General features: G+C 37.4%; 16 protein-coding genes. All 16 read left to right on the forward strand.

Annotated features, from left to right (window positions below; genetic code table 11):
- Nucleotides 1–37 precede the first annotated feature (37 nt).
- The 16 genes from BK582_RS08390 (at nt 38) to BK582_RS08465 (ending at nt 24,324) form a co-directional block, all read left to right on the forward strand.
- Nucleotides 38–1,162 (forward strand): glycosyltransferase, encoded by a 1,125-nt coding sequence (locus BK582_RS08390; protein ID WP_078594215.1) that lies wholly within the window; start codon nt 38–40, stop codon nt 1,160–1,162.
- Between the two features lie 27 nt (nt 1,163–1,189).
- On the forward strand, nt 1,190–2,326 hold the full coding sequence (locus BK582_RS08395; protein ID WP_078594217.1) for a glycosyltransferase: 1,137 nt from the start codon (nt 1,190–1,192) through the stop codon (nt 2,324–2,326).
- A 30-nt stretch (nt 2,327–2,356) separates the two neighbouring features.
- Nucleotides 2,357–3,136, forward strand: a complete 780-nt coding sequence (locus tag BK582_RS08400) for a glycosyltransferase family 2 protein (protein ID WP_078594219.1) — start codon at nt 2,357–2,359, stop codon at nt 3,134–3,136.
- Between the two features lie 134 nt (nt 3,137–3,270).
- Nucleotides 3,271–4,050 (forward strand): ABC transporter permease, encoded by a 780-nt coding sequence (locus BK582_RS08405; protein ID WP_078594221.1) that lies wholly within the window; start codon nt 3,271–3,273, stop codon nt 4,048–4,050.
- A 15-nt stretch (nt 4,051–4,065) separates the two neighbouring features.
- Nucleotides 4,066–5,724 carry an ABC transporter ATP-binding protein gene (locus BK582_RS08410; RefSeq protein WP_078594223.1) on the forward strand — a complete coding sequence of 553 codons (1,659 nt, stop codon included), beginning with the start codon at nt 4,066–4,068 and terminating at the stop codon, nt 5,722–5,724.
- Between the two features lie 13 nt (nt 5,725–5,737).
- On the forward strand, nt 5,738–7,720 hold the full coding sequence (locus BK582_RS08415; protein ID WP_078594225.1) for a glycosyltransferase family 2 protein: 1,983 nt from the start codon (nt 5,738–5,740) through the stop codon (nt 7,718–7,720).
- Complete coding sequence (locus BK582_RS08420) at nt 7,704–9,266, forward strand: ATP-grasp fold amidoligase family protein (protein ID WP_078594227.1); 1,563 nt, start codon at nt 7,704–7,706, stop codon at nt 9,264–9,266. The genes BK582_RS08415 and BK582_RS08420 overlap by 17 nt, the downstream gene beginning before the upstream one ends.
- Nucleotides 9,267–9,324: 58 nt before the next feature.
- Nucleotides 9,325–10,977, forward strand: coding sequence for an acylphosphatase (locus tag BK582_RS08425; RefSeq protein WP_078594229.1), 1,653 nt, complete (start codon nt 9,325–9,327; stop codon nt 10,975–10,977).
- Between the two features lie 7 nt (nt 10,978–10,984).
- Nucleotides 10,985–12,643 (forward strand): acylphosphatase, encoded by a 1,659-nt coding sequence (locus BK582_RS08430; protein ID WP_078594231.1) that lies wholly within the window; start codon nt 10,985–10,987, stop codon nt 12,641–12,643.
- A 103-nt stretch (nt 12,644–12,746) separates the two neighbouring features.
- On the forward strand, nt 12,747–14,330 hold the full coding sequence (locus BK582_RS08435; RefSeq protein WP_078594233.1) for an acylphosphatase: 1,584 nt from the start codon (nt 12,747–12,749) through the stop codon (nt 14,328–14,330).
- A gap of 56 nt (nt 14,331–14,386) precedes the next feature.
- A complete protein-coding gene (locus BK582_RS08440) occupies nt 14,387–16,090 on the forward strand; it encodes an acylphosphatase (protein ID WP_139368226.1) in 1,704 nt (567 codons plus the stop codon).
- Between the two features lie 27 nt (nt 16,091–16,117).
- A complete protein-coding gene (gene cuyB, locus BK582_RS08445; RefSeq protein WP_218190713.1) occupies nt 16,118–16,858 on the forward strand; it encodes a cysteate racemase in 741 nt (246 codons plus the stop codon).
- Nucleotides 16,859–16,972: 114 nt separating this feature from the next.
- Complete coding sequence (locus tag BK582_RS08450) at nt 16,973–18,094, forward strand: ATP-binding protein (protein ID WP_078594239.1); 1,122 nt, start codon at nt 16,973–16,975, stop codon at nt 18,092–18,094.
- Nucleotides 18,095–18,395: 301 nt separating this feature from the next.
- A complete protein-coding gene (locus BK582_RS08455) occupies nt 18,396–21,605 on the forward strand; it encodes a peptidoglycan-binding protein (protein WP_218190714.1) in 3,210 nt (1,069 codons plus the stop codon).
- 225 nt (nt 21,606–21,830) lie between these two features.
- The gene (gene galU / locus BK582_RS08460) at nt 21,831–22,712 is read left to right on the forward strand and encodes a UTP--glucose-1-phosphate uridylyltransferase GalU (RefSeq protein WP_078594243.1); all 882 of its coding nucleotides are present in this window, start codon (nt 21,831–21,833) and stop codon (nt 22,710–22,712) included.
- Nucleotides 22,713–22,932: 220 nt separating this feature from the next.
- Nucleotides 22,933–24,324: a sugar transferase gene (locus BK582_RS08465; protein ID WP_078594245.1), complete on the forward strand. Its 1,392-nt coding sequence runs from the start codon at nt 22,933–22,935 to the stop codon at nt 24,322–24,324.
- Nucleotides 24,325–24,329: the final 5 nt, after the last annotated feature.

Consider the following 24,329-nt stretch of genomic DNA (forward strand, 5'->3'; position numbering starts at 1 on the left):
TTATATTAATCATCCTTTGGAAAGGTTTGTTAGATCGATGAAAAAAACTAAAGTATTATTTTTTATCTATCAAATGGGAGCTGGCGGTGCCGCAAGAACTCTGCTGAATATTATTAATAACCTGGACAGGGATAAATTCTCTCCTGTTCTTGTTACACTGAATTTTAATGGCTCGTATGAACAAGAATTAAAAGAAGACGTGGATTTTATAAAGCTGGATACAAAGAGGCTCAGCCGGTCTGTATGGAGCCTGGTAAAAATTATCAGAAACAGGAAAATTGACTTAGTTTTCAGCACTATACCAAGGGTAAATACGATAGCTGTCCTTGCATCAAAACTATCCTTAACAAAAGTTAAAACAGTAATAAGGGAAGCGGATAACTTAGGGGGGACTTTCAAAACCAATTTACAGCTTATTGGATTTGGGCTTGTTTATAAATTGTCCTCCCAGATCGTCTCCTTATCAGAAGGCGTTAAAGAAAACCTGGTAAAAAGATATAAAATTAAACCTAAAGATATTGAAGTGATTTATAATCCGGTAGATCTTGAACGAATTAAACAAAATATTAATGAAGGGATAATACCGGATAACTATAAAGAATTATTTAGTTCTTCTGATAAAGTAGTAATCACCGCTGGCAGGTTAGTAGAACAAAAAGATCAGAAAACACTTTTAGAAGCATTTTCCCAAGTAACTGAAGAAATTAACAGTCGCCTTGTCATCCTGGGAGAAGGACCACTGGAAAAGGAATTGAAGCGAAAAGCAGAAGAGTTAAACATTCATGACAGGGTTCACTTTATTGGTTTCCAAAGCAACCCATACATTTATTTTAAACATGCAGACTTATTCGTTCTTTCTTCTGTCCATGAAGGCTTCAGCCATGTTATCGCTGAAGCGCTTGCCTCCGGGACACCTGTTGTTTCCACAAACTGCAAGTCTGGACCTGAAGAAGTGTTAGATAAAGGTAAGTACGGTCTTCTGTGCGAAGTCGGGAATGCCGAAGAGATGGCGGGAAAAATGCTCCATGTACTGACAGCAGACAGCGGGAGAGTAAGTGAAATTATTAACAAAGGACATGACAGAGCGAGCCATTTTGATGCGAACAAGATTGTAAGACATTACGAACGAGTCTTTACTGCCGTATTGGGAGAAGAATCATAACTTTAAGCAACAGGAGTGTTATAAGAGGTGAATGACACCAAAAAAGTAGTACACATTACAACTGTACACCATCCATTAGACCCAAGAATTTATTACAAACAGTGTCACTCTCTGCAAAAAGCAGGGTACGATGTAACATTAATAGCTCCTTCGTCGTCTGATTTAAAAGGGGAGAATACCGTTCCTGTTATTCCCCTGAAGAAGTATAAGAACAGATTTATAAGTATGTTATTGTCCCCGATTGAAGCATACAAAAAGGCAAAAGAATTAAAGGCGGATTATTATCATTTTCATGATCCGGAATTTTTGCCTGCTGCCTGGCTTCTTAAGAAAAAACACAATACGGTTTTTTATGATATACACGAGGACTATGAAACTGGAATTGTAACCAGGGATTATTTAACGAAACCATTGAGGATTGTTATTAGTAAAATATATAAGTTAATTGAGAAAGTTTTCTCGAAGAATATGGAATTGGTGCTGGCGGAAAAATATTATAAAGAGAAATACCCCCGTGGCAATTGCGTTTTAAATTATCCTATCTTAAATGAAAACCTTATAAATAAAAGACGGGACACTTCTAAAGTTGAGAACAAGCTGCTCTATACAGGAAATGTAACAACCGACAGAGGAGCACTTACTCATGCTGCACTGCCAAATATTGACGAGAATATGTCAGTATACTTTTACGGCAGGTGTCCGGAGTGGCTTGCGGAGCAAATGCTCGAAGTGGCCGGAGAGAATAAGGAACAGCTTTATATTGAAGGTATTAATCGTTATGTGCCAAAAGAGGAAATCGATCACAGCTATATTAGTAAACAATGGTTAGCAGGACTTGCTCTGTTTCCTCCATCTGAGCATTATAAAAAGAAAGAACTGACTAAGTTCTTTGAGTATATGACAGCAGGAATTCCCATAATATGTTCAAATTTCAAAGTATGGAAGGACTTTATTGACAAATATCGTTGCGGAATAGCTGTAGATCCTTATAATGAAGAAGAAATCAGGCAAGCAATAAACTATTTAAGATCAAATCCTGCAGAAGCGAAAAAAATGGGGGAAAACGGACGTAAAGCTGTTCTGAAAGAATTAAATTGGGGAAAGGAAGAAGAGGAACTAATCAGCCTTTATCAGAGGATGCAGGCTGACAGTACTCCGAAATAACAATGTCCCTACAAATATTGGTGGTTCTAAATGAGCTATATAAATGAACGAAAGCATAGAGAATTAATTTCAGTTATCACACCTGCTTATAACGCAGAGAAGTTTATCGATAGTACAATCGAGTCTGTTCTTTCTCAAACGTACCCGGAATGGGAAATGATTATAGTGGATGACTTTTCTTCAGACACAACAGCAGAAATTGTAAGAGAATATGCTCTTAAAGATCAAAGGATAAAACTTATCCAGCTTGACGTGAACAGCGGCCCGGCTATAACAAGAAATACGGCTATCCAAAATGCCAGAGGGCGTTACCTGGCTTTTCTCGACAGCGACGATCAGTGGCTGCCTGAGAAACTGGAAAGACAGTTAAAGTACATGCAGGAAAACAAAGTTGGTTTTTCATTCACAGGATACGAATATATGGACGAACAAGGAAACCTTTCTGGTAAAAAAGAAACTGTGCCGGAGTTGGTGGATTACAACGCCCTTTTGAAGCAAAATTTAATTGGGTGCCTTACAGTTATGCTGGATACAGAAATAACGGGACAAATTGAAATGATTAATATCCGTTCCCGGCAGGATTATACTACCTGGCTGAACCTCACTAAAAGAGGAATAAACGCACATGGAATACAGGAGGTACTAGCCAGATACAGGGTAGTGCAGCATTCTCTGTCAAGCAACAAACTGAAAATGGCAAAACAGAACTGGAGAGTTTATAGAGATATCGAGAAATTAAGTTTCATGAAGAGTGTTTATTATTTTATGTATTATATTTTTTATAAAGTAAAGAAGTATGTACTGAATTAAAAGAAGGAAAAATACGGTTAACATACCACTGATTAAAGATGTTAAAAATCATATTTCCTGTTATAGTATATGAGAAAATTTAGTACATCGATAGTCGAGGTTTTTACTTTAGTTAGGCGGTGTAACTTTATATCATGCGTGATTATATTAATGAAATGTTGAAGAGGAAAGACCTTTTAATATATCTGGTAAAATCCGGCCTGAAGGCGGAACACCGTAACAGCTATTTAGGCTATTTTTGGTGGCTTTTAGATCCGCTCCTTAATGTATTAGTTTATTACTTTTTAATTGGAATTATTCTGGGCGGGGGCGGGGATAATTTCGCTGTATACCTGGTTATTGGTTTAGTAGCCTGGAGATGGATGAATACAACAGTCAATTCATCAGCAAGGGCTATTATGAAATATTCTTCTATTATTAATCAGGTTTACTTGCCAAAGTCTATTTTTCCACTATCAATGTCTTTTACACAGACATATAACTTTGTATTCGGCCTGGTAGTTGTTGCGGTATTCCTGGCATTTTCCGGTATTATGCCAGGCTGGCAGATAATTTACCTTCCGTTAATAATTTTAGTTCAAATGCTGTTTTTACTGGCAATAAGTCTTTTTGTTGCATATATCTGCGTATTTGTACGGGATATTGATAATATTCTTTCACATATACTTCGTATATTCTTTTATGCTTCCCCAATTATTTGGGAAGGTGGCCGTTTGAGAAATACTGAATACAGCTGGGTTGTTGATATTAACCCTGTGGCAATAATAATAGATTCGTACAGAGCAGTACTTATGTGGCAAGCTAACCCTCATTTTACTGGATTGTTAATTATTGGCACAGCTTCGCTTGCTGCTATTGCTGCTATGATTTATTATTATAGCCGAAATGAGCACAAAATTATTAAAGCACTATAAAAAGAGGTTTTTGATATGTCATTAACTGAAAATAAAACTGAATTTAATAGCTCCGGAGAAGTTGTTTTGCATGCTAAAAACCTGGGAGTTTCTTTCCATTCTGGCTATCGGACAGACGATTATAAATCTCATGTTATTAATTTCTTCAAGAAAGATAAAGAACGTGAAGAGAGCAAAATAACATGGCCTTTAAAAAATCTTGACTTCAAGGGGTATAAAGGTGAAATTCTTGGAATTATTGGTTCAAATGGAGCTGGAAAAACAACATTATGTAAATTGATCTCCGGAATTTTACGCCCTGATGAGGGAGCAATTGAAGTGAATGGAAGAGTTTCCGCTCTTTTTTCCTTAGGGATGGGGTTCAATAAAGAACTGACTGGCCGGGAAAATGTATATTTAAATGGTATGATGCTTGGGATTGAAAAAAATAGAATTAATGAATTTATAGATGATATACAAGAGTTTTCCGGATTAGGGGACTTTTTAGACCGACCAATGAAATACTACTCAAGTGGTATGAAGGCAAGATTAGGTTTTAGCGTGGCAGCTCATCTTGAGCCTGAGATTCTTATTCTCGACGAAGCTCTTAATACTGGAGATATTGGCTTTGGCCGAAAAGCTGCTGGAAAGATGAAAGAATTGGTTTCAAAAGCTAAGATGGTTATTCTTGTCACCCATAGTCTTCGTTACGCAAAGAAAAACTGCGACAGATTGATTTGGCTTGACAAAGGATCTATCCGGGAAGTAGGCGACCCAAAAGAAGTAGTTGAGAAATATAAAGCGTCAGTTCCAAAAACAGAACGAAAAGCAAAGAAAAAGTTAGAAATTGCAAAAACAGAGCAGGATATAAAAGACAGAACCGTGGTAAAAGCAGAAAATATGGGAGTTTCGTTTAATATGAAAAAAGAAACTTTCTGGGCTCTTAAAAATATCAGCTTCGAAATTAAAGAAGGTGAAGTAATTGGTATTATAGGCCATAATGGAGCGGGGAAGAGTACTCTCTGTAAAGTAATGACCAGAATCCTTGCACCAGATGAAGGAGATATAGAGCTAAATGGGGAGACCAGTTCTCTGCTTGGCTATGGCACAGGCTTTAACGCACAGTTGTCCGGAAGAGACAATATATTTTTAAATGGAATGCTGCTTGGGATTCCTAAAGAAAGAATTGAAGAGGATTATGAGAAAATCATCGAGTTTTCAAGTTTGAAAAAAGCAATTGACAAACCTGTGAAAAATTATTCGAGCGGGATGCAGGCAAGACTTGGGTTCAGCATTGCCGCAACATTACAGCCGGATATTTTCATTATTGATGAAGCCTTATCGACAGGGGATATGGCTTTTAAGCAAAAAGCCAGTGAGAGAATCCAGGAAATGATGGGACAAGCTAAAGCTGTAATTATTGTATCTCACAGTATGACTTTTGTAGAAAAAATTTGCACACGAGTTCTTTGGGTTGATAAAGGTGAAATTGTTTTTGATGGGGATCCTGAAGAAGCTGTAAAACGATATAAGGAAAAGTATGATAACGATAAAAAAAGTAAGTCGAAAAAAGATAAAGCCTCTGAACAGAAAACAAAAGGACGCAGTGAGAGAAGTACTTCAAAGGGAAAAAAGGCTTCTGAGAACAAAAACGAGGCAAGCAAAACCGATCTAAATAAAACAAGTAATGAATAGGTGTTGAAGAAAGATGCTAAAAGGTTTAGTGAAAAAGTCTTCAAATGTATTAGAGCGCTCTTCTCTTAAATTAATCGGCCCCAAGCAAAGGGAAATGATAAAGAACAGCTTAACTGACAGGCAAAAACAGTTCATCAAAAAGTTTATGTTCGCAGGAAAATGGCAGAGGCGAGAGATTAAAGAAGTTAAACACCGCCTTTATAATCTGGGATTTACAAAGCGGGGATACGAAGACTTGCAGGCGATGGCTGAAAAAAAGGATGAACCCTACCTTAACAGGCTTGCATTCTGGGAATTAGCACTCTGGCATGCGAATCAGTATAACAAAGCTGATGCACAGAAAGCGCTGGAGTACTTCTCAGAGGCGTTAATAGAGGAAAAAGATCCGGTGAAGCTCCGTCAGACCGCAATAATGAAAGCAGAAAGCCTTGAAATTCTCGGGGAAACGGATCGTGCTAAAGATGCCATTTCCCGCAAACTGGTATCTGAACAACATCCTGATTTATATCTCGCTGCTTCTAACCTGGAAAAAACGATGTCTGAGAGATTACAGTGGATTAACAAAATGTACAGCTATTATAATCTCGCTGGTATCTCTCTTGAAGAAACAAAAATGGATAAACCTGCTTATGACCGGCTGGTTGTGAAGCAGGAGCAAGTTACATTAGATCAGGAACAGAATAGTATTAACCCGAAAATCACTGTCATTATGCCGGTGTATAATGCCGAAGATGTGATAGACACCTCTCTGAGTTCTGTACTTGTTCAGACCTGGACAAACCTTGAAGTACTTGTAGTAGATGACTGCAGTAAAGATAACACAGTAAAAATTGTTGAAACTTATGTAAACAAGGATCCGAGGGTCCGCCTTTTAAAAGCTGAAAAAAATGGCGGCGCTTATATGGCCAGAAACCTTGCGCTAAAAGAAGCGACAGGAGAATTCGTAACAATTCATGACGCTGATGACTGGTCCCACCCGCAAAAGATGGAAATACAAGTACGGCATCTGATAGATCACCCTGATATTAAAGGGAACACCTCACAGCAAGCCAGAGCAACAAATGACCTGAAATTTTACCGAAGGGGTAAACCAGGAATCTATATCTTCAGCAATATGTCTTCTTTTATGTTCCGGAGAAAAGAGGTAATGAAAGAACTTGGATACTGGGATAGTGTCCGTTTTGCGGCCGACTCGGAATTTATCCGCCGTATTAAGAAGGTATTTGGAGAAAAATCGGTAACTGAAGTCCCAACTGGTCCCCTCTCTTTCCAAAGGCAGACAGAAACGTCTCTGACCGGAAACTCTGCCTTTGGATACCATGGATATAAAATGGGCGCCAGAAGAGAGTACGAGGAAGGGCATGATTACTTCCACGCTATATCGGAAAATCTTTATTATGATTTTCCTCAAACAAAACGGCCGTTCTCAGCACCTGAGCCAATGTGGCCAAATAAGGAAGAAAAAACAGAGGGCTATCGCACTTTTGACGTTATTCTGGGAGCAGATCTTCGGACAGATGCTGAAAAAGTAATTCGCGATATAGAAAAAATAAAGGCTTCAAAAGGGGAAAAGTGTCGTATAGGTCTCATCCAATTATCCGAATACACTGTCAGCCCGGATAAAAAAACCGACTCTGAAATCAGGGAACGGTTAGAGGATACAGTTCAGACAATTGTTTATGGAGAGAAAGTGCGTTGTGAGTATTTGCTGATACTAAACCCGGCAGCACTTAATGAGTGGCAGAAATATATTCCTGAAATAGATGCAGACGAAATTCACGTTATAGTTAATAAACTCCCTGGCAATGAGGTTAAATACAATATAGCCCATTGCCATATACACTTACAAGAGTATTTCGGAAAACCAGGCATATGGTTTCCTGTAACTTCGGAAATAAGAAACGGACTGACAAATAAGTGTGCTGCAGAAATTAGGGAAGTAAATATAGCAGAAAAGGAATGGCAACTGGAGGAGATTAATGGTGAACAAAAATGAATTCTCTCCAGTCTCAGGAACAGATAAAGACATATCTAAGGACGGAAATTGTGAGAAAGGACAAACTTCTAAAGACAAAATTAGTCCAGCCAGAGAGCAAATTCTTCTGCAGAAACTAATAAAGCGCGATGCACAGCTGCAAAAAGAACAAAAGATGAGAATGCAAGCAGAAAAAGAACGTTCTTTAGCTGAAAAAAATTATAATACAGTAACTAACAGCAGTTTGTGGAGACTATCATGGCCTGCAAGAAAATCTTTTAAAATGATGAAACGGACATTTAATTATCTCAAAAGGAAACTGCTTGGTTCAAAATATATTACCTTAGCTAAAGAGGCCGAAGAACTCGCAGTGAAAAACAGCAAACTGGAGAGGCAAGTAAAAGCTTTAAAAGTAAAACTGGATGCTTCTTTTCAAGAAAATAAGGAGCAGGAAAAACAAAAAAAACACCTTCAGCTGCAATTACAAGAGTTAGATGGTGCAGATTTAACGGATATAATCAAACAATCAAAGGACGAAGGCGAGATAATAGAGGTTCTGGACCTTATAATAAGGAACAGAGCCAGCTTAAATGAAGATTATACTAATGCCCTAAAATTTGCCGCTAAATCTTATATTAATACTGAAAAAAATATTAAATATATGATTTATGAGAAAGTGTTAAAAGGGCTCCAGCTGGAGGAAATTCCGGAGTTTATCACCAGAGAAGCAGAAAAAGAACCAGGGCTGCCGCTAAATGAAGTATCTTCTTTCAAATCAAATTTAACAAGAAGATTAAGGCTGTTAAGGCTAGGAAAAACACTGCCCGAATGGATTCTCGATAATAAATCAGTTGCTTATTCTTTTATTGATAATCTTAAAATCAGAAGACCCTGGGTGAGTGATGAAATTTATAAGTTCACAGAGCTCCCAAAGCACGACGGAATCGTCATAAAACCGCGGGATGGAGCAGGTTCGCGAGGCGTCTATCTATTATCATCACTTGAAGAAATTCAGGATGTTAAAAGATCTCAGACATTAAACGGCTGGGAAGAGCTTGAGACTTTTGTTAAAGAGGACTTTTCTTTAGGCTGGGTAGATAAAGATGAATGGATTATAGAGGAACTAGTTTATGAAACTATAGACAAAAAAATCCCCGCACGGGATATTAAATTCTATTGTTTTTACGGAAAAGTTGGTTTAATTTTAGAGGTGGTCCGTTATCCGGAAGTAAAATACTGCTGGTGGAGCCCTGAAGGGGCTCTTACGGATACAGGGAAGTATAAGGACCAGTTATTTGAAGGTAATGGTGTCACTGCAGAACATATAAAGCAGGCAGAGAAAATTAGTCTGGAAATTCCAGCTCCATTTGTAAGAATAGATTTTCTTAAGACCGGTGATGAACTGGTATTTGGTGAGTTCACCCCGAAACCGGGCAATTATGACCACTTCAATCATTATTATGATAAGCTTTTAGGTGACTATATTCTCGAAGCAGAACACCGTTTAGTCAATGATTTATTAAGTGGCAAACAGTTTCAGAATTATAAAACAATTAATTCAAAATAAAGCGGAACATAAGGCAAATAATAGACTGGATTAAGAAGATTTAGGAGGCAGCAAATAAATGGAACAGAATAACGCCGAATGGCTTCCCCATTTAACAAGCGAGGTAGTGGCAGATGCCCGGGGTCCGGAACTGGACGCATATGCTGTAGCACTTGAAGGATGGAGAAGAGGCCTGATTTTAAAATGGCATGTGAAGGATTCAGAAAAGTTCAGTGAGATGAAAACATGGTTTGATGACAAGCCTGGTAAATTGTTTTCGCTAAGTTTAGGAACTAAAACTCACTATTTCTTCAGGACCAGAGGTGACAAGGTTACGAATGAAGCGGTGGAAATAGGCGGGGACAAAGTAAAGACCAAGGTAAGGCTAACTAAGGCGGGAATCTCTGTTCCGGAAGGCAAATCTTTTTCTGAAGGCGCCCAAAAAATTGATGATATAGTAAAATATGCTTCATCTATTGGCTATCCTGTTGTATTAAAACCAGGAAATGGCAGCTTCGGCAGAGGTGTGTTTACTAATATAAAGGATGAAGAAGGTTTAGTCAGAGCATTAATTTATTACAGAAATAATGAAGAGTTTAAACAGGAAGAAATAATTGCAGAACAATATATTCCAGGAAAAGATTATCGAATTTATGTGGTTAATGACCAGGTAGTAGGGGCAATAAACCGAATACCAGCACATGTTACAGGAGACGGGACAAGCCCTATCGAGAATTTAATAAGGAATAAAAATGAAGACCGAGCCCAAAACCCAAGATTAGTCAGTTGTCTAATCAGTGTTAATAAAGAGCTGGAAGACTTCCTTTCAAAGTCTGGTTATACTGTCGATAGTATTCCTCCCGAAGGGGAAAGAATATATCTTACGGAAAAAAGTAATATTTCCATTGGAGGAGACCCGATAGATGTTCTTGATGAACTTTCTGAAGATCTAAAAGACATTGCCATTAAGGCTATACAGGCAATACCAGGTTTATCCCATGGTTCAGTTGATATTATCACAGATAACAGAAAATCTGAAAAAGATGGAGCTGTTGTACTCGAGGTTAATCCTACCTCTCAGATTGGTGCTATTTTGTTCCCGCTGAAAGGAAAAGCACGTGATATACCTTCAGCTCTAATAGATTATTATTTCCCTGAAACAATTGGGATAGAAACAGATAAAGAAAGAATCTACTTTGACTTTCCTGATATGCTGGAACCACTGTTAACACGGTCAGCCACGATCTCTACTGTCTCCCATACACCTGTAGGTAAAATATATGCTAAAAAGTATACAGTATCTGGGGATGTACAAGGGATTGATTATCATAGAGGTTTGAGAAAACAAGCGTTTGAACGAAAGTTAAGTGGCTTTGTAACAAATCTTGATACTGGGGATATAGAAGTTGTGGTAGCAGGAACGGACCAGGACAGTGTAGATGACTTTAAAAAAGCATTGACTGATGACCCTGACAGGTCAACTGTTAACGATATTCATGAGGAAGTATATAAAGCGCCTGTAAAAGTAGGATTTGAAGTCAAGGGTGATCTTAAAACCTCCTTAGAAGAACTTAGAAGAATAAATCAGAGAATGGAAGTTTTAAAAAGAGAGCTCAAGGTAGCTACTACTCAATACCGAAGTTATGAGAGAAATATTTTTTGGCAAGCTACCTGGCCTGTAAGAAAAGTTGCAGATATAACAAAGTCTTTAGTTAGATTAATAAAAGGGTGATATAGGGATGGAAAAAAATTATATAATAACACTTCCCCATCTGACCAACGAAGTTATAACAAGTGCAAGGAAAACTAAACTTTGTGCATATGCTGTAGCAATCGAGGGATGGCGGAGAGGATTAAAATTAAAATGGTATACAATAGATTCAGGAAAATTTGACCATATGATTACTTTTGGAGTCAACCCCCCAGGCCGGTTGTTCTCTCTAAGTTCCGATGAGCGTACTCATTATTTCTTCAGAACAAGAGGAGATAAAGTAACAAAACAGGCTGTAGAAATAGGGTCGGATAAAGAAGAAACAAAGGTATGGCTTACTAAAGGTGGAGTGCCGGTACCTGAGGGGAAAAAATTCACCGAAGAGGTTACGGATGAAGAGATTTTGAAAGAATGTTCTTCACTTATCTTCCCTATTGTACTAAAACCTACTAATGGAAGTTTAGGTAACGGGGTTGTAACAAATATAAAAGATTTACAAGAATTAAAAAAAGCATTGATATATGTTCGTGAAGAACTAGGTTACCCTGAAGTAATTGTGGAACGATATATTTATGGAGAAGAATACAGGGTTTATGTCATAGAAGACAAGGTAATTGCCGCATATAATAGGTTGCCTGCAAATATTGTAGGTGACGGGGTTCATACTATTGAAGAACTAATAGAATTAAAGAATGAACAAAGACGAGATAATGCCAGGTTAACCAGCTGCCTTATAGAGATAGATAAAGAAGTACTTGAATTTATTGAAGCATCAGGATATACACTTGACAGTATTCCCAAAAAAGGAGAAAAAATTTTTCTGAGAGTAAAAACGAATGTTTCTGCTGGGGGCGATCCGATTGATGTAACTGATAAACTTCCCGAAGCAATAAAACAAATTGCTGTTAATGCAATAAAGGCAGTTCCCGGGTTACATCATGGCGGAGTCGATATTATCGGTGACTTTAATGAGCCTGAATCCGCCGTTGTTATTGAATTAAACCCTACCGCACAAATAGGGGGAATTTTATTTCCGATGAAAGGCCGGTCAAGAGATATTCCCGGAGCGATAATTGACTACTATTTTCCGGAAACTAAGGGAATTAAAACAGACAAGTCAAAGATTTATTTTGATTTCAGTACTGTTTTAGAACCCTTGCAAAACAGGTCAGGTATGGAAGTAGAAGTTAACAATGCTCCGTTAGGGAAAATATATTCAAAGAAATATACAGTTACTGGATCTGTAAGACGCTTAAAATATCATGAGTGGATAAAAAAGGAAGCATTCAATAAGAAGCTAAATGGTTTTGTGAAAAACTCGATTAATGGGGAAATCGAAGTAGTAGTTTCAGGAGTTAATAAAGAAACAGTAAATGAATTCAAACAAACATTGAAGAATAGCGAATTTGCAGAAGTTACCAAGGTCCAAGAGGCTGCCTGGCATTCTCCTGTAAAAGTAGGATTTGAAATAAATGAAGGAATTAACACTACAAGCCTCAGGTCAGTGTCTTCAAAGCTGAGAAAAGCTGAAAAAGAATTAAAAAAGCTGGAAAAAGACACAAGAAGAATGAAAAAAAATTTGAAAAATATCGAGCGCAGCCGGTCGTGGAGGATTACTCAACCACTACGAAAGATCGGAGAGATATTTAAGAATAATAATAGGGTAAATAAAATTGACAAGTTATAATCTTAAAAGATATTTTATCTTCTCCTCAAAAACGGTGATTTTGGCACTGCAGTCTGGAAGTACAACCTTTTGAGGATTAACGAAGTTATGGGGGTAACACAAAATGGGAGATGGAAAAAAATGGTTACAGCATTTGGAAAACGCTGTACCCAAAGAGGCTTATGGATATAAACTTTGTATGTATACTATTGCTCTGGAAGGGTGGAGAAGGGGCTTAGATTTAAAGTTTTTTAATATTTATATTGAAAATAAAGTTACAGTTAGATTTTCATTAGGATCGGGAGATAAGGAATTTAAGTTTGCGGTTTCAAGAGGAAGTATCGTAACCAGTGAAGCAATAAGAATTTGTGTAGATAAAACACGTACTAAGGACTACCTCTTTAAAGCTGGAGTTTCTGTACCACAAGGCAAAAATTTTACCGAAGAAACCTCTGATGAAACGATCGTAAATTATTCCCAAACATTAGGATTTCCTCTTGTTCTAAAACCATCAGATGGCGGAATGGGTAAAGGAGTTATTCCTAATATAAAAAATGAGTCGGAAATGAAAGAGGCTCTGCAATATGTACGAGGCGATTTAAATTACAAAGAAGTTATAGTAGAGCAATACGTAAAGGGAGACGATTTCCGCATTTATGTTGTAGGGGATCGTGTTGCTGGTGCAGTAACCAGGATTCCTGCTAATATACTAGGAAACGGAAAAAATACTATTAATGAATTAATCAAGTTCAAAAATATTGAAAGAAAAAAAAATCCTTATCTATACAGCCGCCTTATAAAAAAAGACAGAGAACTACTTAATTTTATTAAGGCTGCGGGCTATACTCTGGATAGTGTTCCAGAGGAAGGAAAAAGAATTTTCTTAAGAGAAAAAAGTAATGTCTCAGCTGGAGGAGACCCTGTAGAAATAACAGAGGAACTTACACCAGAAATTAAAAATATGGCTATTAATGCTATTAAAGCAGTTCCAGGTTTAGTACAAGGTGCAGTAGATATGGTGGTTGATAAGAAAAATAACACTGGTGTTGTTTTAGAAATAAACTCAAAAGCTCAAATCGCTGCACATTTATATCCTGAAAAAGGAAATGCACAAGATGTGCCGGCGGCAATTATTGATTACTATTTCCCAGAAACAATTGACAATCAAGGAAAAAAACTTTCGAATTATTATTTTGATTTCAAAAGTATTTTATCACCGCTCTCTAATGGACTTATGAAAGAAGTAAAAGTGCCTCCTGCCCCTAAATATAACTATCCCGTTAAAAAGTATATTATATCGGGAAAAGTACAAGGAGTAGGATACAGAAAGTGGTTACAGAAAAAAGCTCTAAGTTTAAAGATTAATGGATACGTGAAAAATCTGAAAAATGGTAAAGTGGTTATATTTGCAGCAGGCAGAAAAGAAAATATTCATACTTTTACAGATATAATTAATAATCAAAGCCCCAAAAAAGCCAAAGTAAGGAAAGTTAAAGAAAGTGATGGTAACAAGCCTGTAAAAGTAGGATTTGAGATTATTCAAACAGAGGAAAAGCCCGGAGGAAAATGGATAAGTAAAGAAAATGAAATGCTGAGAAAAGAACTTGAACAAACTCAGAAGAAATATGAAAACATGAAAAATAGTAATAGTTGGCGATACACAGTTCCGGTTAGAAAAGTAGCAGACCTATTGAAGGGAAGAAAATAGGCGTGCTTAGATAAATTTTAAATCTGGCTTTTAGAGCGAGCCCGGAGGTGACTAGGGTGAAAAACATTTCAGTTTGGCTGCCTCACCTCAACAGAGAGGTAGTAAAAGGGGTACGTGGTTTTAAACTTTGTGCTTATTTAATTGCATTAGAGGGCTGGCGTCGTGGCTTAACTCTTACATGGTATTCGAATTCTAATAACGTAAATAATATTAAGAAATTAGGTAATAGCTACAATGGGAAGTTCTTTTCACTGAGCTCAAAAGATAGAACACATTATTTTTTTAGGTCAAGAGGAGATTTAGTTACAAATGAGGCGGTTGATATAACCAGAAATAAAGAAGAGACAAAAAAATGGTTAAAAAAGAGTAATGTACCGTTTCCGGAAGGCAAAAGGTTTGAAGCGCCAGTATCTGATGAAGAGATAATTGAGTATGGTACAAGTCTGGGCTTTCCATTAGTTGTTAAACCTACCTCAGGCAGTCTAGGCCAAGGGGTAATGACTAATTTAAATGATGAGGCTGCTTTGAGAGAGGCAGTTCTGTATGTACGTTCTGAACTTAATTTTAAGGATATCATTGTAGAGCAATTTATTTGCGGAGAAGACTATCGTGTGTATGTAATAGGTGACAAAGTTGTTGGGGCAGTTAAAAGAAAATCAGCAAATGTGGTGGGGGACGGTAAAAATACCATCCGTGAACTAATAGCTAAAAAAAATCGCAGAAGAAAAAAGAACCCTTATCTTTACACTAGATTGATTAACGTAGATAAGGAAGTAGACAGCATGATACAAAAGCTTAACTATACTATGGAAAGCATACCCAAAAAAGATGAAATTATATTCTTGAAAGGAAAAAGTAACCTTTCCTCTGGTGGAGATTCCGTAGATGCTACTGACGAATTAACAGAAGAAATGAAACAGGTTGCTATTAACTCTTTAAAAGCAGTACCAGGTTTGCCTCATGCTGGCGTAGATATAATATCAGATAAAACAAATACTGTATTAATTGAGATTAATCCTACTGCTATAGTCGGGTCACATATTTATCCGATGGAAGGAAAGGCTCGTGATATACCATCGGCAATTATTGATTACTACTTCCCTGAAACCATTAACGATCAAAATCAAAAGAGTAGAATGTACTTTAATTTCAAAAGTATACAAGAGCCACTAGCAAGTGGGATTACAAGTGAGATTAAAATTGCTCCTCCCGCGAAGGGAGACCTTTCGGCAAAGAAATATACTATAATTGGAGAAGTACAGGGAGTCGGATTTCGGCAATATATAAGAAGAAAAGCATTTGAATTTAGTTTAAGTGGCTGGGTTAAAAATACTGAGGACGGTAGTATCGAAGTAGTAGTATGTGGTAAAGAGAGTCTAGACTTAGACCGGTTTAAATTAATATGTGTAGAAGGCACAGAGAGAACAAATGTAAAAGAAGTAAGGGAAGAGCCATGGCCTGAAATGGTTATGTCCAGCTTTGAGATACTTGATGACTCTGAGAAAAATCAAAAAAAGAAAAATCACAAGGAAATTGAAGAATACAAAAAAGAAATTGAAAACTTAAAAACTCAATTAAATGAGAGAAATGATATAATCGTTGCTAACAAACAACAGTTAGAGGAAATTAGTAATCTTAACTTGGAAATTAAACAAGAAAAAGTAAAAGCAGAAAAGGAACTAAATAAAATAAAAAACAGCCGAATTTGGCGTTATACGCAGCCGGTTAGAGATATTCTTACAAGCAAAAACAAAAATTAACTTCATTACTCCCGCAACGATATTATTTTGATAGAAAGTGAAGTGAAAGGGATGCCACAAAAGGTTATTGGAATATTAGGCGGAATGGGTCCTGCAGCTACTGGAGAACTTTTTAATAGAATTGTAAACAACACAGTAGCAAAAACTGATCAGGAACATGTGAATATGATAATTATAAATGATCCCCAAATCCCTGACCGAACTAATTATATACTTGGGAAAGGGGAATCTCCTCTCCCGAGGATGATAAATAATATTAAAAAATTATATTATGCGGGAGCAGAGGTAGTAATTATACCATGTATGACAGCTCATTCTTTTTTAGAGGAATTGCAAAAAGAATCTCCGGTGCCGATTGTAAATGCTATTGAACTAGTGGAAAGTTATTTTAAGTCTTTTTACCCTTCAATTAGTAAAATAGGATTACTGGCAACTACCGGTTCTGTAAAATCAGGAGTATACAATAAATATATCTCAAAAGAGATTATTGTGCCCGACGAAGATAATCAAGGAAAACTCATGAATACGATCTACAGTGAAAACGGTATAAAAGCAGGAAATACATCTAAAGAGACAACCGATGAAATAATTACCATCATAAATACTTTGAAAGAGAAAAATATTGAGGCTGTTATTGCAGGGTGTACGGAATTAAGCCTAGTATTAGACGATAACAACGTAAGACTGCCGGTAATTGATCCAGTATTGCTTTTAGCAAAAAAGGCAGTTGAGTTAGGGAACAATTGTTCAATTTTAAACGTAAGGTGACAAGCAGGATTAAAAGGTTCCTTCTTTAACCGAGAAGCCTTTTATGGGGGAGGATGTTTCAATATACTTCCCTTTCTGGCAAAGTAATAAATATCGTTTTATTTGGAGGGCACCATGGGAATATTATCATTTTTTAAAAAAAATAACACTGGTAATATAAATGCAAACAAACTATCTATTACAGATCATACAAACTCTGTGGAAATGCCACCAGAAGCCGACTTTGTAAAGGAGCGGCAAGAAGAAGGGATCGGTATGAAATCGGCATTGGTGGAGTATGCTGCTCTAAAGAGAGGACATAAAGTGGACAGGTTATCTGAAAAAATAATAATCGTCCATACAAACTACGGACATACTTTTGCGTTTACGCAGATGAATGGTATTAGTTCCAGCAGAATAGGAAAGTATTTGTGTGACAGAAAGCATGATGCCAGGTACATTTTGAAAGGTAAGGATATATCTGTAGTGGAATCTGAAGTCTTTGGATTTTATGAATATAACCAGGCCGTGAGTTATATTAATAAAATAGGTTTTCCAGTGGTTGTTAAACCAACAAATATGTCAAGAGGAAAAGGTATAACAACGAACATTAAATCTATAGATGAGTTTCAAACTGCTTGGGAAAAGGGATTTAATGCTTATAAAAGTAACAGGAAAGCAAAACAATTACTGATTGAACGACATGTAAACGGGGATGATTTTCGTCTTTTTGTAGTTGGTAATAAAGTTGTCTCTGCCACACACCGTAAACGTGCTAATGTAGTTGGGAATGGACAATCCACAGTGCTTCAGCTGATCCAGTTAAAAAATGAGGAAAGAGCTGAAAATCCTTATTTATCAAATTATTTAATACCGGAAGAACACGAGCAACTTGACCTTTTAGTAAAAAAAGAAATAACACTAGATTATGTTCCTGGTAAAGGGGAGCATGTTATTTTACGCAGTCAATCAAATCTTTCAGCAGGCGGAGATAGTGTGGATGTAACAGATGTTGCTCATCCTGAATTTCTGTCTATGGCAGTCAAGGCAGTAGCGGCTATCCCCGGTGTCGAATACGGTGGAGTGGATGTGATTACACCAGATATTTCAGCAAAACCTGATATAGATAATCATATTATTAGCGAAATCGAATATTCCCCAGCACCTTTAGCACATTTTCCATATAAGGGTAAAAACCGTGATATGGCAGGAGCGGTTATCGATCACTATCTTTTAAAGAATAAAACTAAATTATAACTAATTTTATATATATACATCTTTTACTACTTTCTCCTTGAATAATCCGTTAGGAACCTATTTAATTTTGAACATAAAATTAAATAGGTTTTTTATGTAGAATAATAGTATAGAAACGAATTCCAAAAAATAACTTATAATGAAAAACTTAATAAAATTGTAATAGAAAAAAGAAAGATATAGTATTAAAATAGATTTTAAGGTCGAATGATGGAAGGAGCTGAATAAATTAGCATAACTTACCTTAATACAACTTAATATATTGATAGCTTGAAAAGGAGTGACGTGCTTGTCAAAGAAGATGATAAAACGGATTCTTATTTACTTTTTAATTTCATTAATTCTTCTCCCAGCCAATATGAGTGCTCTTGCAAGCGGGAGCGAAAACGATCAACAGGCATCCGTGGAAATAGAACCTATTAATCAGGAAGATCATTTAGAAGGTTATACTATTTCAATAAACTTGGATACACCTGTCGAAACTATTAGTCTTTACGCAGTTGATAGTGAAACAGGAGAATCTGTAGGTCTAATTAATAAATGGGAGGAAATGCATGAAGAAGAAATTCAATTTAATTGGGATCTGACAGTCTTTAGCGTATTAACTGAAGAAGAGTATTCGGAAAAGCGTACTTATCTTCCTAATAACACTTATTATATTACTCTTTTAACAGAGAAAGTTAATGGGGAAGAAGAAGACATTATTTCTACTGTTACAGAAACAGAACGCATTTTTATAGACAGAGATTTACCATCTATTGAGTTTAGTGAAGAGCATACTGGTGATTCAATCATCATAGAACAAAACTCTCTGTATGGGATGTTAGGCTCTTCGTTTCCAAAGATAGATTCTTCTATTAGATCTTTCAATTACTCACTTGTTGCAGATGGTGAGTTATATAATGAGGGAGAGATACCTGTTGATGCAGAGGGCAATTTTTCCCTTAAAGGTATATTTACCACAGGAGAAAGCACTTTAAACCTCTTTATTGAAGATTTAGCAGGGAACAATGTTAAAAAAACATTTTCGGTAAAACTATTAACCACCGGTTTAGAATCTGAGGAAAACAATGAAGTATCACAAGAAGAGACTAACAATAAGAGCGAAGCAGAAGAAAATGCAATATCAACTGATGAATCAGGGAACCAAAGTGACAGCATTACTATAGACGAAGAGAAAGAGGATATTATCCCTTCAGAGACTCGAGATGAAACAATTATAATCGAGGAATCTGAAAATCACACTCCTGAAGAAACTATTGCAACTGAGGAAGAAGCAACTATTTCTTCTTTTAGCATGAATAGCCAGGCTATAATGAGTGAGGAATTTCAATTCGGCGATAGGAATGAGAGAATAGTAGATTTCAAGCATGATTTAATGAAGCTTGGATTCGGTACGCACTGGACAAACCCTACGACATATTTCGGTCCTGATACAGAGAAAGTAGTCCGTCAGCTTCAGGAATACTACGGTCTGGCCGTCACTGGTAAGGGAGATCAGGCAACTCTCCAAAAGATGAACGAGGTGCTTTCAAGTCCTTTTCAGTTCGGGGCAAGAAGCAGTGACGTCCAGTCTTTAAAAGAGGACCTGATGAGAATTGGTTTCGGCACGCACTGGACAAACCCAACTACTTACTTTGGTTCGGATACGGAAAAAGTAGTCAGGGAATTTCAGGAAACTAACAGCCTTGCTGTTAACGGGATTGCGGACGAGGTGACCCTAAGGAAGATAGAAGAACTTTTGCCACAAAGCCACGCACCAAATGTTAAATTAGAGTTTGGTACAAGGCATCAGAGTGTGGTTGACTTTAAACACGATCTGATGAGCCTTGGATTTGGCACCCACTGGTCGAATCCAACTACTTATTTTGGACCGGATACAGAAAAGGTAGTGCGTGAGTTTCAGCGCTATTACGGACTGTCTGTCAATGGCCGTGGAGATCAGGCTACACTGAATAAGATAAACGAAGTCCTTTCAAGTCCATTGCAGCTTGGTAAACGAAGCAATGAAGTCCAGTCATTTAAACAAGACTTAATGAAAGCGGGCTTTGGCACTCACTGGAGCAATCCAACTACCTATTTCGGCTCGGATACGGAAAGAGTAGTTCGTGAGTTTCAAAAAGCCAACGGACTGGCTGTAAGTGGCATCGGTGAGGAAGTCACACTCCGGAAAGTGCAGGAGCTTCAGCCTCCAACACTAGAGTTCGGAGCAAGACATCAGAGTGTGGTTGACTTTAAACGCGATCTGATGAGCCTTGGTTTTGGCACCCACTGGTCGAATCCAACTACTTATTTTGGTCCGGATACAGAAAAGGTAGTACGAGAGTTTCAGAGCTACTACGGATTATCTGTCAATGGCCGTGGAGATCAGGCTACACTGAATAAGATAAACGAAGTCCTTTCAAGTCCATTGCAGTTAGGGGCCAGAAGCAGTGAAGTCCAGTCATTTAAACAAGACTTAATGAAAGCGGGCTTTGGCGCTCACTGGAGCAATCCAACTACCTATTACGGCTCGGATACAGAAAGAGTAGTTCGTGAGTTCCAAAAAGCGAATGGTTTGGCTGTAAATGGGATTGCTGATGCCGTGACAGTTTCGCACCTAAACGGCTTACTGACTTCCTCCGAGCGGGTTGTGTATACTCCATATAACCTTACGCTTGCAGAAGCATTAAATATTCAGCTAACTGCATCACCACAAACAACTAATAATTATAATACGTATGTTTCTAAGTCTCATATTAATAATAATAATGAAGTTACAGCTACTACGTTAAACGTCCGTGGTGGACCAGGGACAAATTATTGGATTGTTGGACAACTAAGCCGAGGGGACAGAGTTTCTGTGATTGGAGAAACTAATGGTTGGTATCAAATCCATTTTACTAACACTCGTCAATTCGTTAATGCTAAACCTGAAGATGTTATGTATTATTTGGATCCTACTAATTTCATTAACGATGAAAGAGCAAGGTTTCAATTTCTGGATTTATCGAAATCTAGTGGGGCTTCCGCAACTGTATTAAATGCCGCTTTACGTGGGAAGGGCATTCTTGAAAATCAAGGACAAGCATTCATCGATGCAGGTCGAGCGCATGGCGTTAATGAACTTTATTTGATTTCTCATGCGATATTAGAGACTGGCCATGGTACCTCGCAGTTGGCAAGCGGAGTAAGATATAATGGTGTGACAGTTTATAATATGTATGGTGTTGGGGCATTTGATCACTGTCCTGTTGAATGTGGTGCAAGGGAAGCTTTTGATAGAGGATGGACGAGTCCGTACCTTGCTATCATCGGAGGAGCCGAGTTTATCGGCAACAGGTATATCCAGGCTGGCCAAAACACATTATATAAAATGCGGTGGAATCCTGCTGCTATGCAAGGTGGAACTTTTGGAAGACAGTATGCTACCGATATAGGATGGGCTTCTAAACAAGTTGGTAATATTTTTAACCTTTATCAGCAAGTAGGTACTTACAATCTCCATTTAGACATCCCGCAATACAGATAGAACATTTCTTGAACCCTTAGCGTTAGTGAGCTAAGGGTTTTTCTTTATTTGTATTATGTTGCTATAATTATTTGCTAGTTTAAACTTATTTATAACACTATTCAATAGTTTTCATCGAACGGTGACTTGGCTCGAGTACTTATTCGTATTATAATAGTATGAGTTAAGTAAGAATGCGTAGAATTTATATATATTTTGTAGAATTTTTGAGGAAGGAGATTTATAATGCAAGTAAAAAAAGCAATCATTCCAGCTGCAGGACTTGGAACAAGATTCCTGCCTGCAACAAAAGCACAGCCGAAAGAAATGCTGCCAATAGTAGATAAGCCTACTATCCAATATATTATTGAAGAAGCTATAGAATCAGGTATTGAGGATATTATCGTTGTAACCGGTAGAGGTAAACGGGCAATTGAAGACCATTTCGACAAATCTTTTGAATTAGAGGAGACTCTCGAGAAGAAAAATAAAATGCAGCTCCTTGAAGAGGTTCAGGCAATTTCCAGTATGACGAATATTCATTACATCCGCCAGAAAGAGCCAAATGGACTTGGACATGCTATCTGGTGTGCGAGGAAGTTTGTAGGGAATGAACCCTTTGCTGTTTTACTTGGTGATGATATTGTTCAGTCAAATACGCCTTGTTTAAAGCAATTAATTGATGTCTACGACAGGTACCATTCTTCTGTGGTGGGAGTTCAGACAGTACCAGACCAGGATGTATCTAAATACGGAATTGTTGCGCCAAAAGGTGCTGAGATAGAACCGAAAGTAATTCACGCAGAAACTCTTGTTGAAAAGCCTTCTAAAGAAGAAGCGCCATCTAACTACGCTATTATGGGAAGATATGTTTTAAGGCCAGAAATTTTTGATATTCTTGAAAATCTTCCGCCGGGAGCTGGTAACGAGATTCAACTGACAGACGCGATCAAAGTGTTAAACCAGCAGCAAGTAGTACTTGCCTATAATTTTGACGGCGTGCGTTATGATGTAGGAGATAAATTTGGGTTTATTAAAGCAACAATTGATTTTGCACTCCAGCGTGAAGATCTTTCCGAAGATGTTTCCCATTACTTAAAGGAAGTAATCGGAAAACAGCTTAACTAAGCACTTAACCACATTTTTTCATAAAAATTTTCTACTTCGCCCTGAACAAATATGTTAAAATAACCGGGGTGGATTTTTAAACGCAGAACCAGACAATTAAATTTAATTACCTAAATCCCCCTTTTGTTTTATGGTGTAACATAAGGGGGTAATTAACGTCTATAGATGTAAGTTTCAAAGTGATAGTTAAAGGCGTAACCAAACAAGGGAGAGAAAAAACATGCCCAGCATCAGTGAATTAAGAAATCATAAAGTTATAATCATCCTTATGGATCTGCTGTGTATTCTGGCAGCCTATATAGGGGCTTTCTATATACGATACAGCGGTTTTCCGGAAAGAAACTGGGATTCCTTTGTGTCGCTGTTGCCGTGGATTCTTCTAATAGGGCTGTTCTTTATTTCCGTTTATGAACTTTACGCCCTGGACAGAAAAAATACATTGTGGGACATAGTGATAAAAATTGTAGTTGCTGTTACATTCATGTCATTTCTAACTATGTCAGCTTCCTACTTATTCAGAGAGTTTGCCATGCCACGTTCTGTTATCTTAATTGCGACAGTGTTCACAATTGTATTGATGACAGGAGCGAAATTACTATATTTGAAGCTTACAAGAAGAAATATAGTAGGGAAAGTTTTACTAATCGGTGATGATGAAAATTCACAGCGGATGATTGCTAAAATTAAGCATCCGATGGTGAAAGGCACTCATATTAAGCACATACAGCCGAATACTTCTATGGATAAAATCAAGCACCAGATTAAACAGGTAGATTATGTCATCCTTTGTACCAGTATTAGTAAAGAGATGAAGTCGGAAATTATCTATCATTCTATGGAAGTAAATAAAGTAGTTTATGTTATTCCTACTTTATATGAGCTTTTAATGCAGCGTTCACACGTAAGTCCGATGGAAGACACGCTTGTTATGTCTGTGAAACCGTTTGGACTTACCTGGGACCAGGCACTTGTCAAGAGAGTATTCGATATGGTTGCTTCAGGGATCCTCATTCTTTTAGCTTCTCCGATACTATTAATTACTGCATTGATGGTAAAATTTGAAGATCCAAAAGGGAGTATTATTTATAAGCAGGAAAGGTTCGGTAAGAACAATAAACCGTTTACTATTTATAAATTCCGTTCCATGATAGAAGGTGCTGAGAGCAAAACTGGTCCGGTGCTTGCCACAGAGAATGACGCAAGAATAACAAAAATAGGCAGATTTATCAGGGCTACAAGACTCGATGAACTTCCTCAGTTGTTCAATGTTTTAAAGGGCGACATGTCACTTGTGGGTCCGAGGCCGGAGCGTGGATATTTCATTAAGCAGCTGTCTAAGCAGTACTACCATTATGGATACCGAAATACTGTGCAGCCAGGTATTACAGGTTACGCACAAATCATGGGGAAATACAGCACTGAAGTAGATGACAAGCTCCGTTTTGACTTATACTACATCAGAAACTATAGTTTCTGGCTGGATATTCTTATTTTGCTGAAAACATTTATCGTTTTATTTGATAAGACGAAAGCAGAAGGTACTGCGGAAAAGAAAAAGCCTGCTGCTGTTTCCAAAAAGAAAAGACAGAGTGTATCCATGAATGCTAAATGATGCAA

It is taken from the genome of Evansella clarkii (assembly GCF_002019695.1).
Classification (GTDB): Bacteria; Bacillota; Bacilli; order Bacillales; family Salisediminibacteriaceae; genus Evansella; species Evansella clarkii.

Bases quoted from the DNA above. Each gene is read 5' to 3' on its own strand.
- BK582_RS08390 (WP_078594215.1), top strand. From the start codon at position 38: ATGAAAAAAACTAAAGTATTATTTTTTATCTATCAAATGGGAGCTGGC.
- BK582_RS08400 (WP_078594219.1), top strand. From the start codon at position 2,357: ATGAGCTATATAAATGAACGAAAGCATAGAGAATTAATTTCAGTTATC.
- BK582_RS08405 (WP_078594221.1), top strand. From the start codon at position 3,271: ATGCGTGATTATATTAATGAAATGTTGAAGAGGAAAGACCTTTTAATA.
- BK582_RS08410 (WP_078594223.1), top strand. From the start codon at position 4,066: ATGTCATTAACTGAAAATAAAACTGAATTTAATAGCTCCGGAGAAGTT.
- BK582_RS08415 (WP_078594225.1), top strand. From the start codon at position 5,738: ATGCTAAAAGGTTTAGTGAAAAAGTCTTCAAATGTATTAGAGCGCTCT.
- BK582_RS08420 (WP_078594227.1), top strand. From the start codon at position 7,704: ATGGTGAACAAAAATGAATTCTCTCCAGTCTCAGGAACAGATAAAGAC.
- BK582_RS08425 (WP_078594229.1), top strand. From the start codon at position 9,325: ATGGAACAGAATAACGCCGAATGGCTTCCCCATTTAACAAGCGAGGTA.
- BK582_RS08430 (WP_078594231.1), top strand. From the start codon at position 10,985: ATGGAAAAAAATTATATAATAACACTTCCCCATCTGACCAACGAAGTT.
- BK582_RS08435 (WP_078594233.1), top strand. From the start codon at position 12,747: ATGGGAGATGGAAAAAAATGGTTACAGCATTTGGAAAACGCTGTACCC.
- BK582_RS08450 (WP_078594239.1), top strand. From the start codon at position 16,973: ATGGGAATATTATCATTTTTTAAAAAAAATAACACTGGTAATATAAAT.
- BK582_RS08455 (WP_218190714.1), top strand. From the start codon at position 18,396: ATGATAAAACGGATTCTTATTTACTTTTTAATTTCATTAATTCTTCTC.
- galU (WP_078594243.1), top strand. From the start codon at position 21,831: ATGCAAGTAAAAAAAGCAATCATTCCAGCTGCAGGACTTGGAACAAGA.
- BK582_RS08465 (WP_078594245.1), top strand. From the start codon at position 22,933: ATGCCCAGCATCAGTGAATTAAGAAATCATAAAGTTATAATCATCCTT.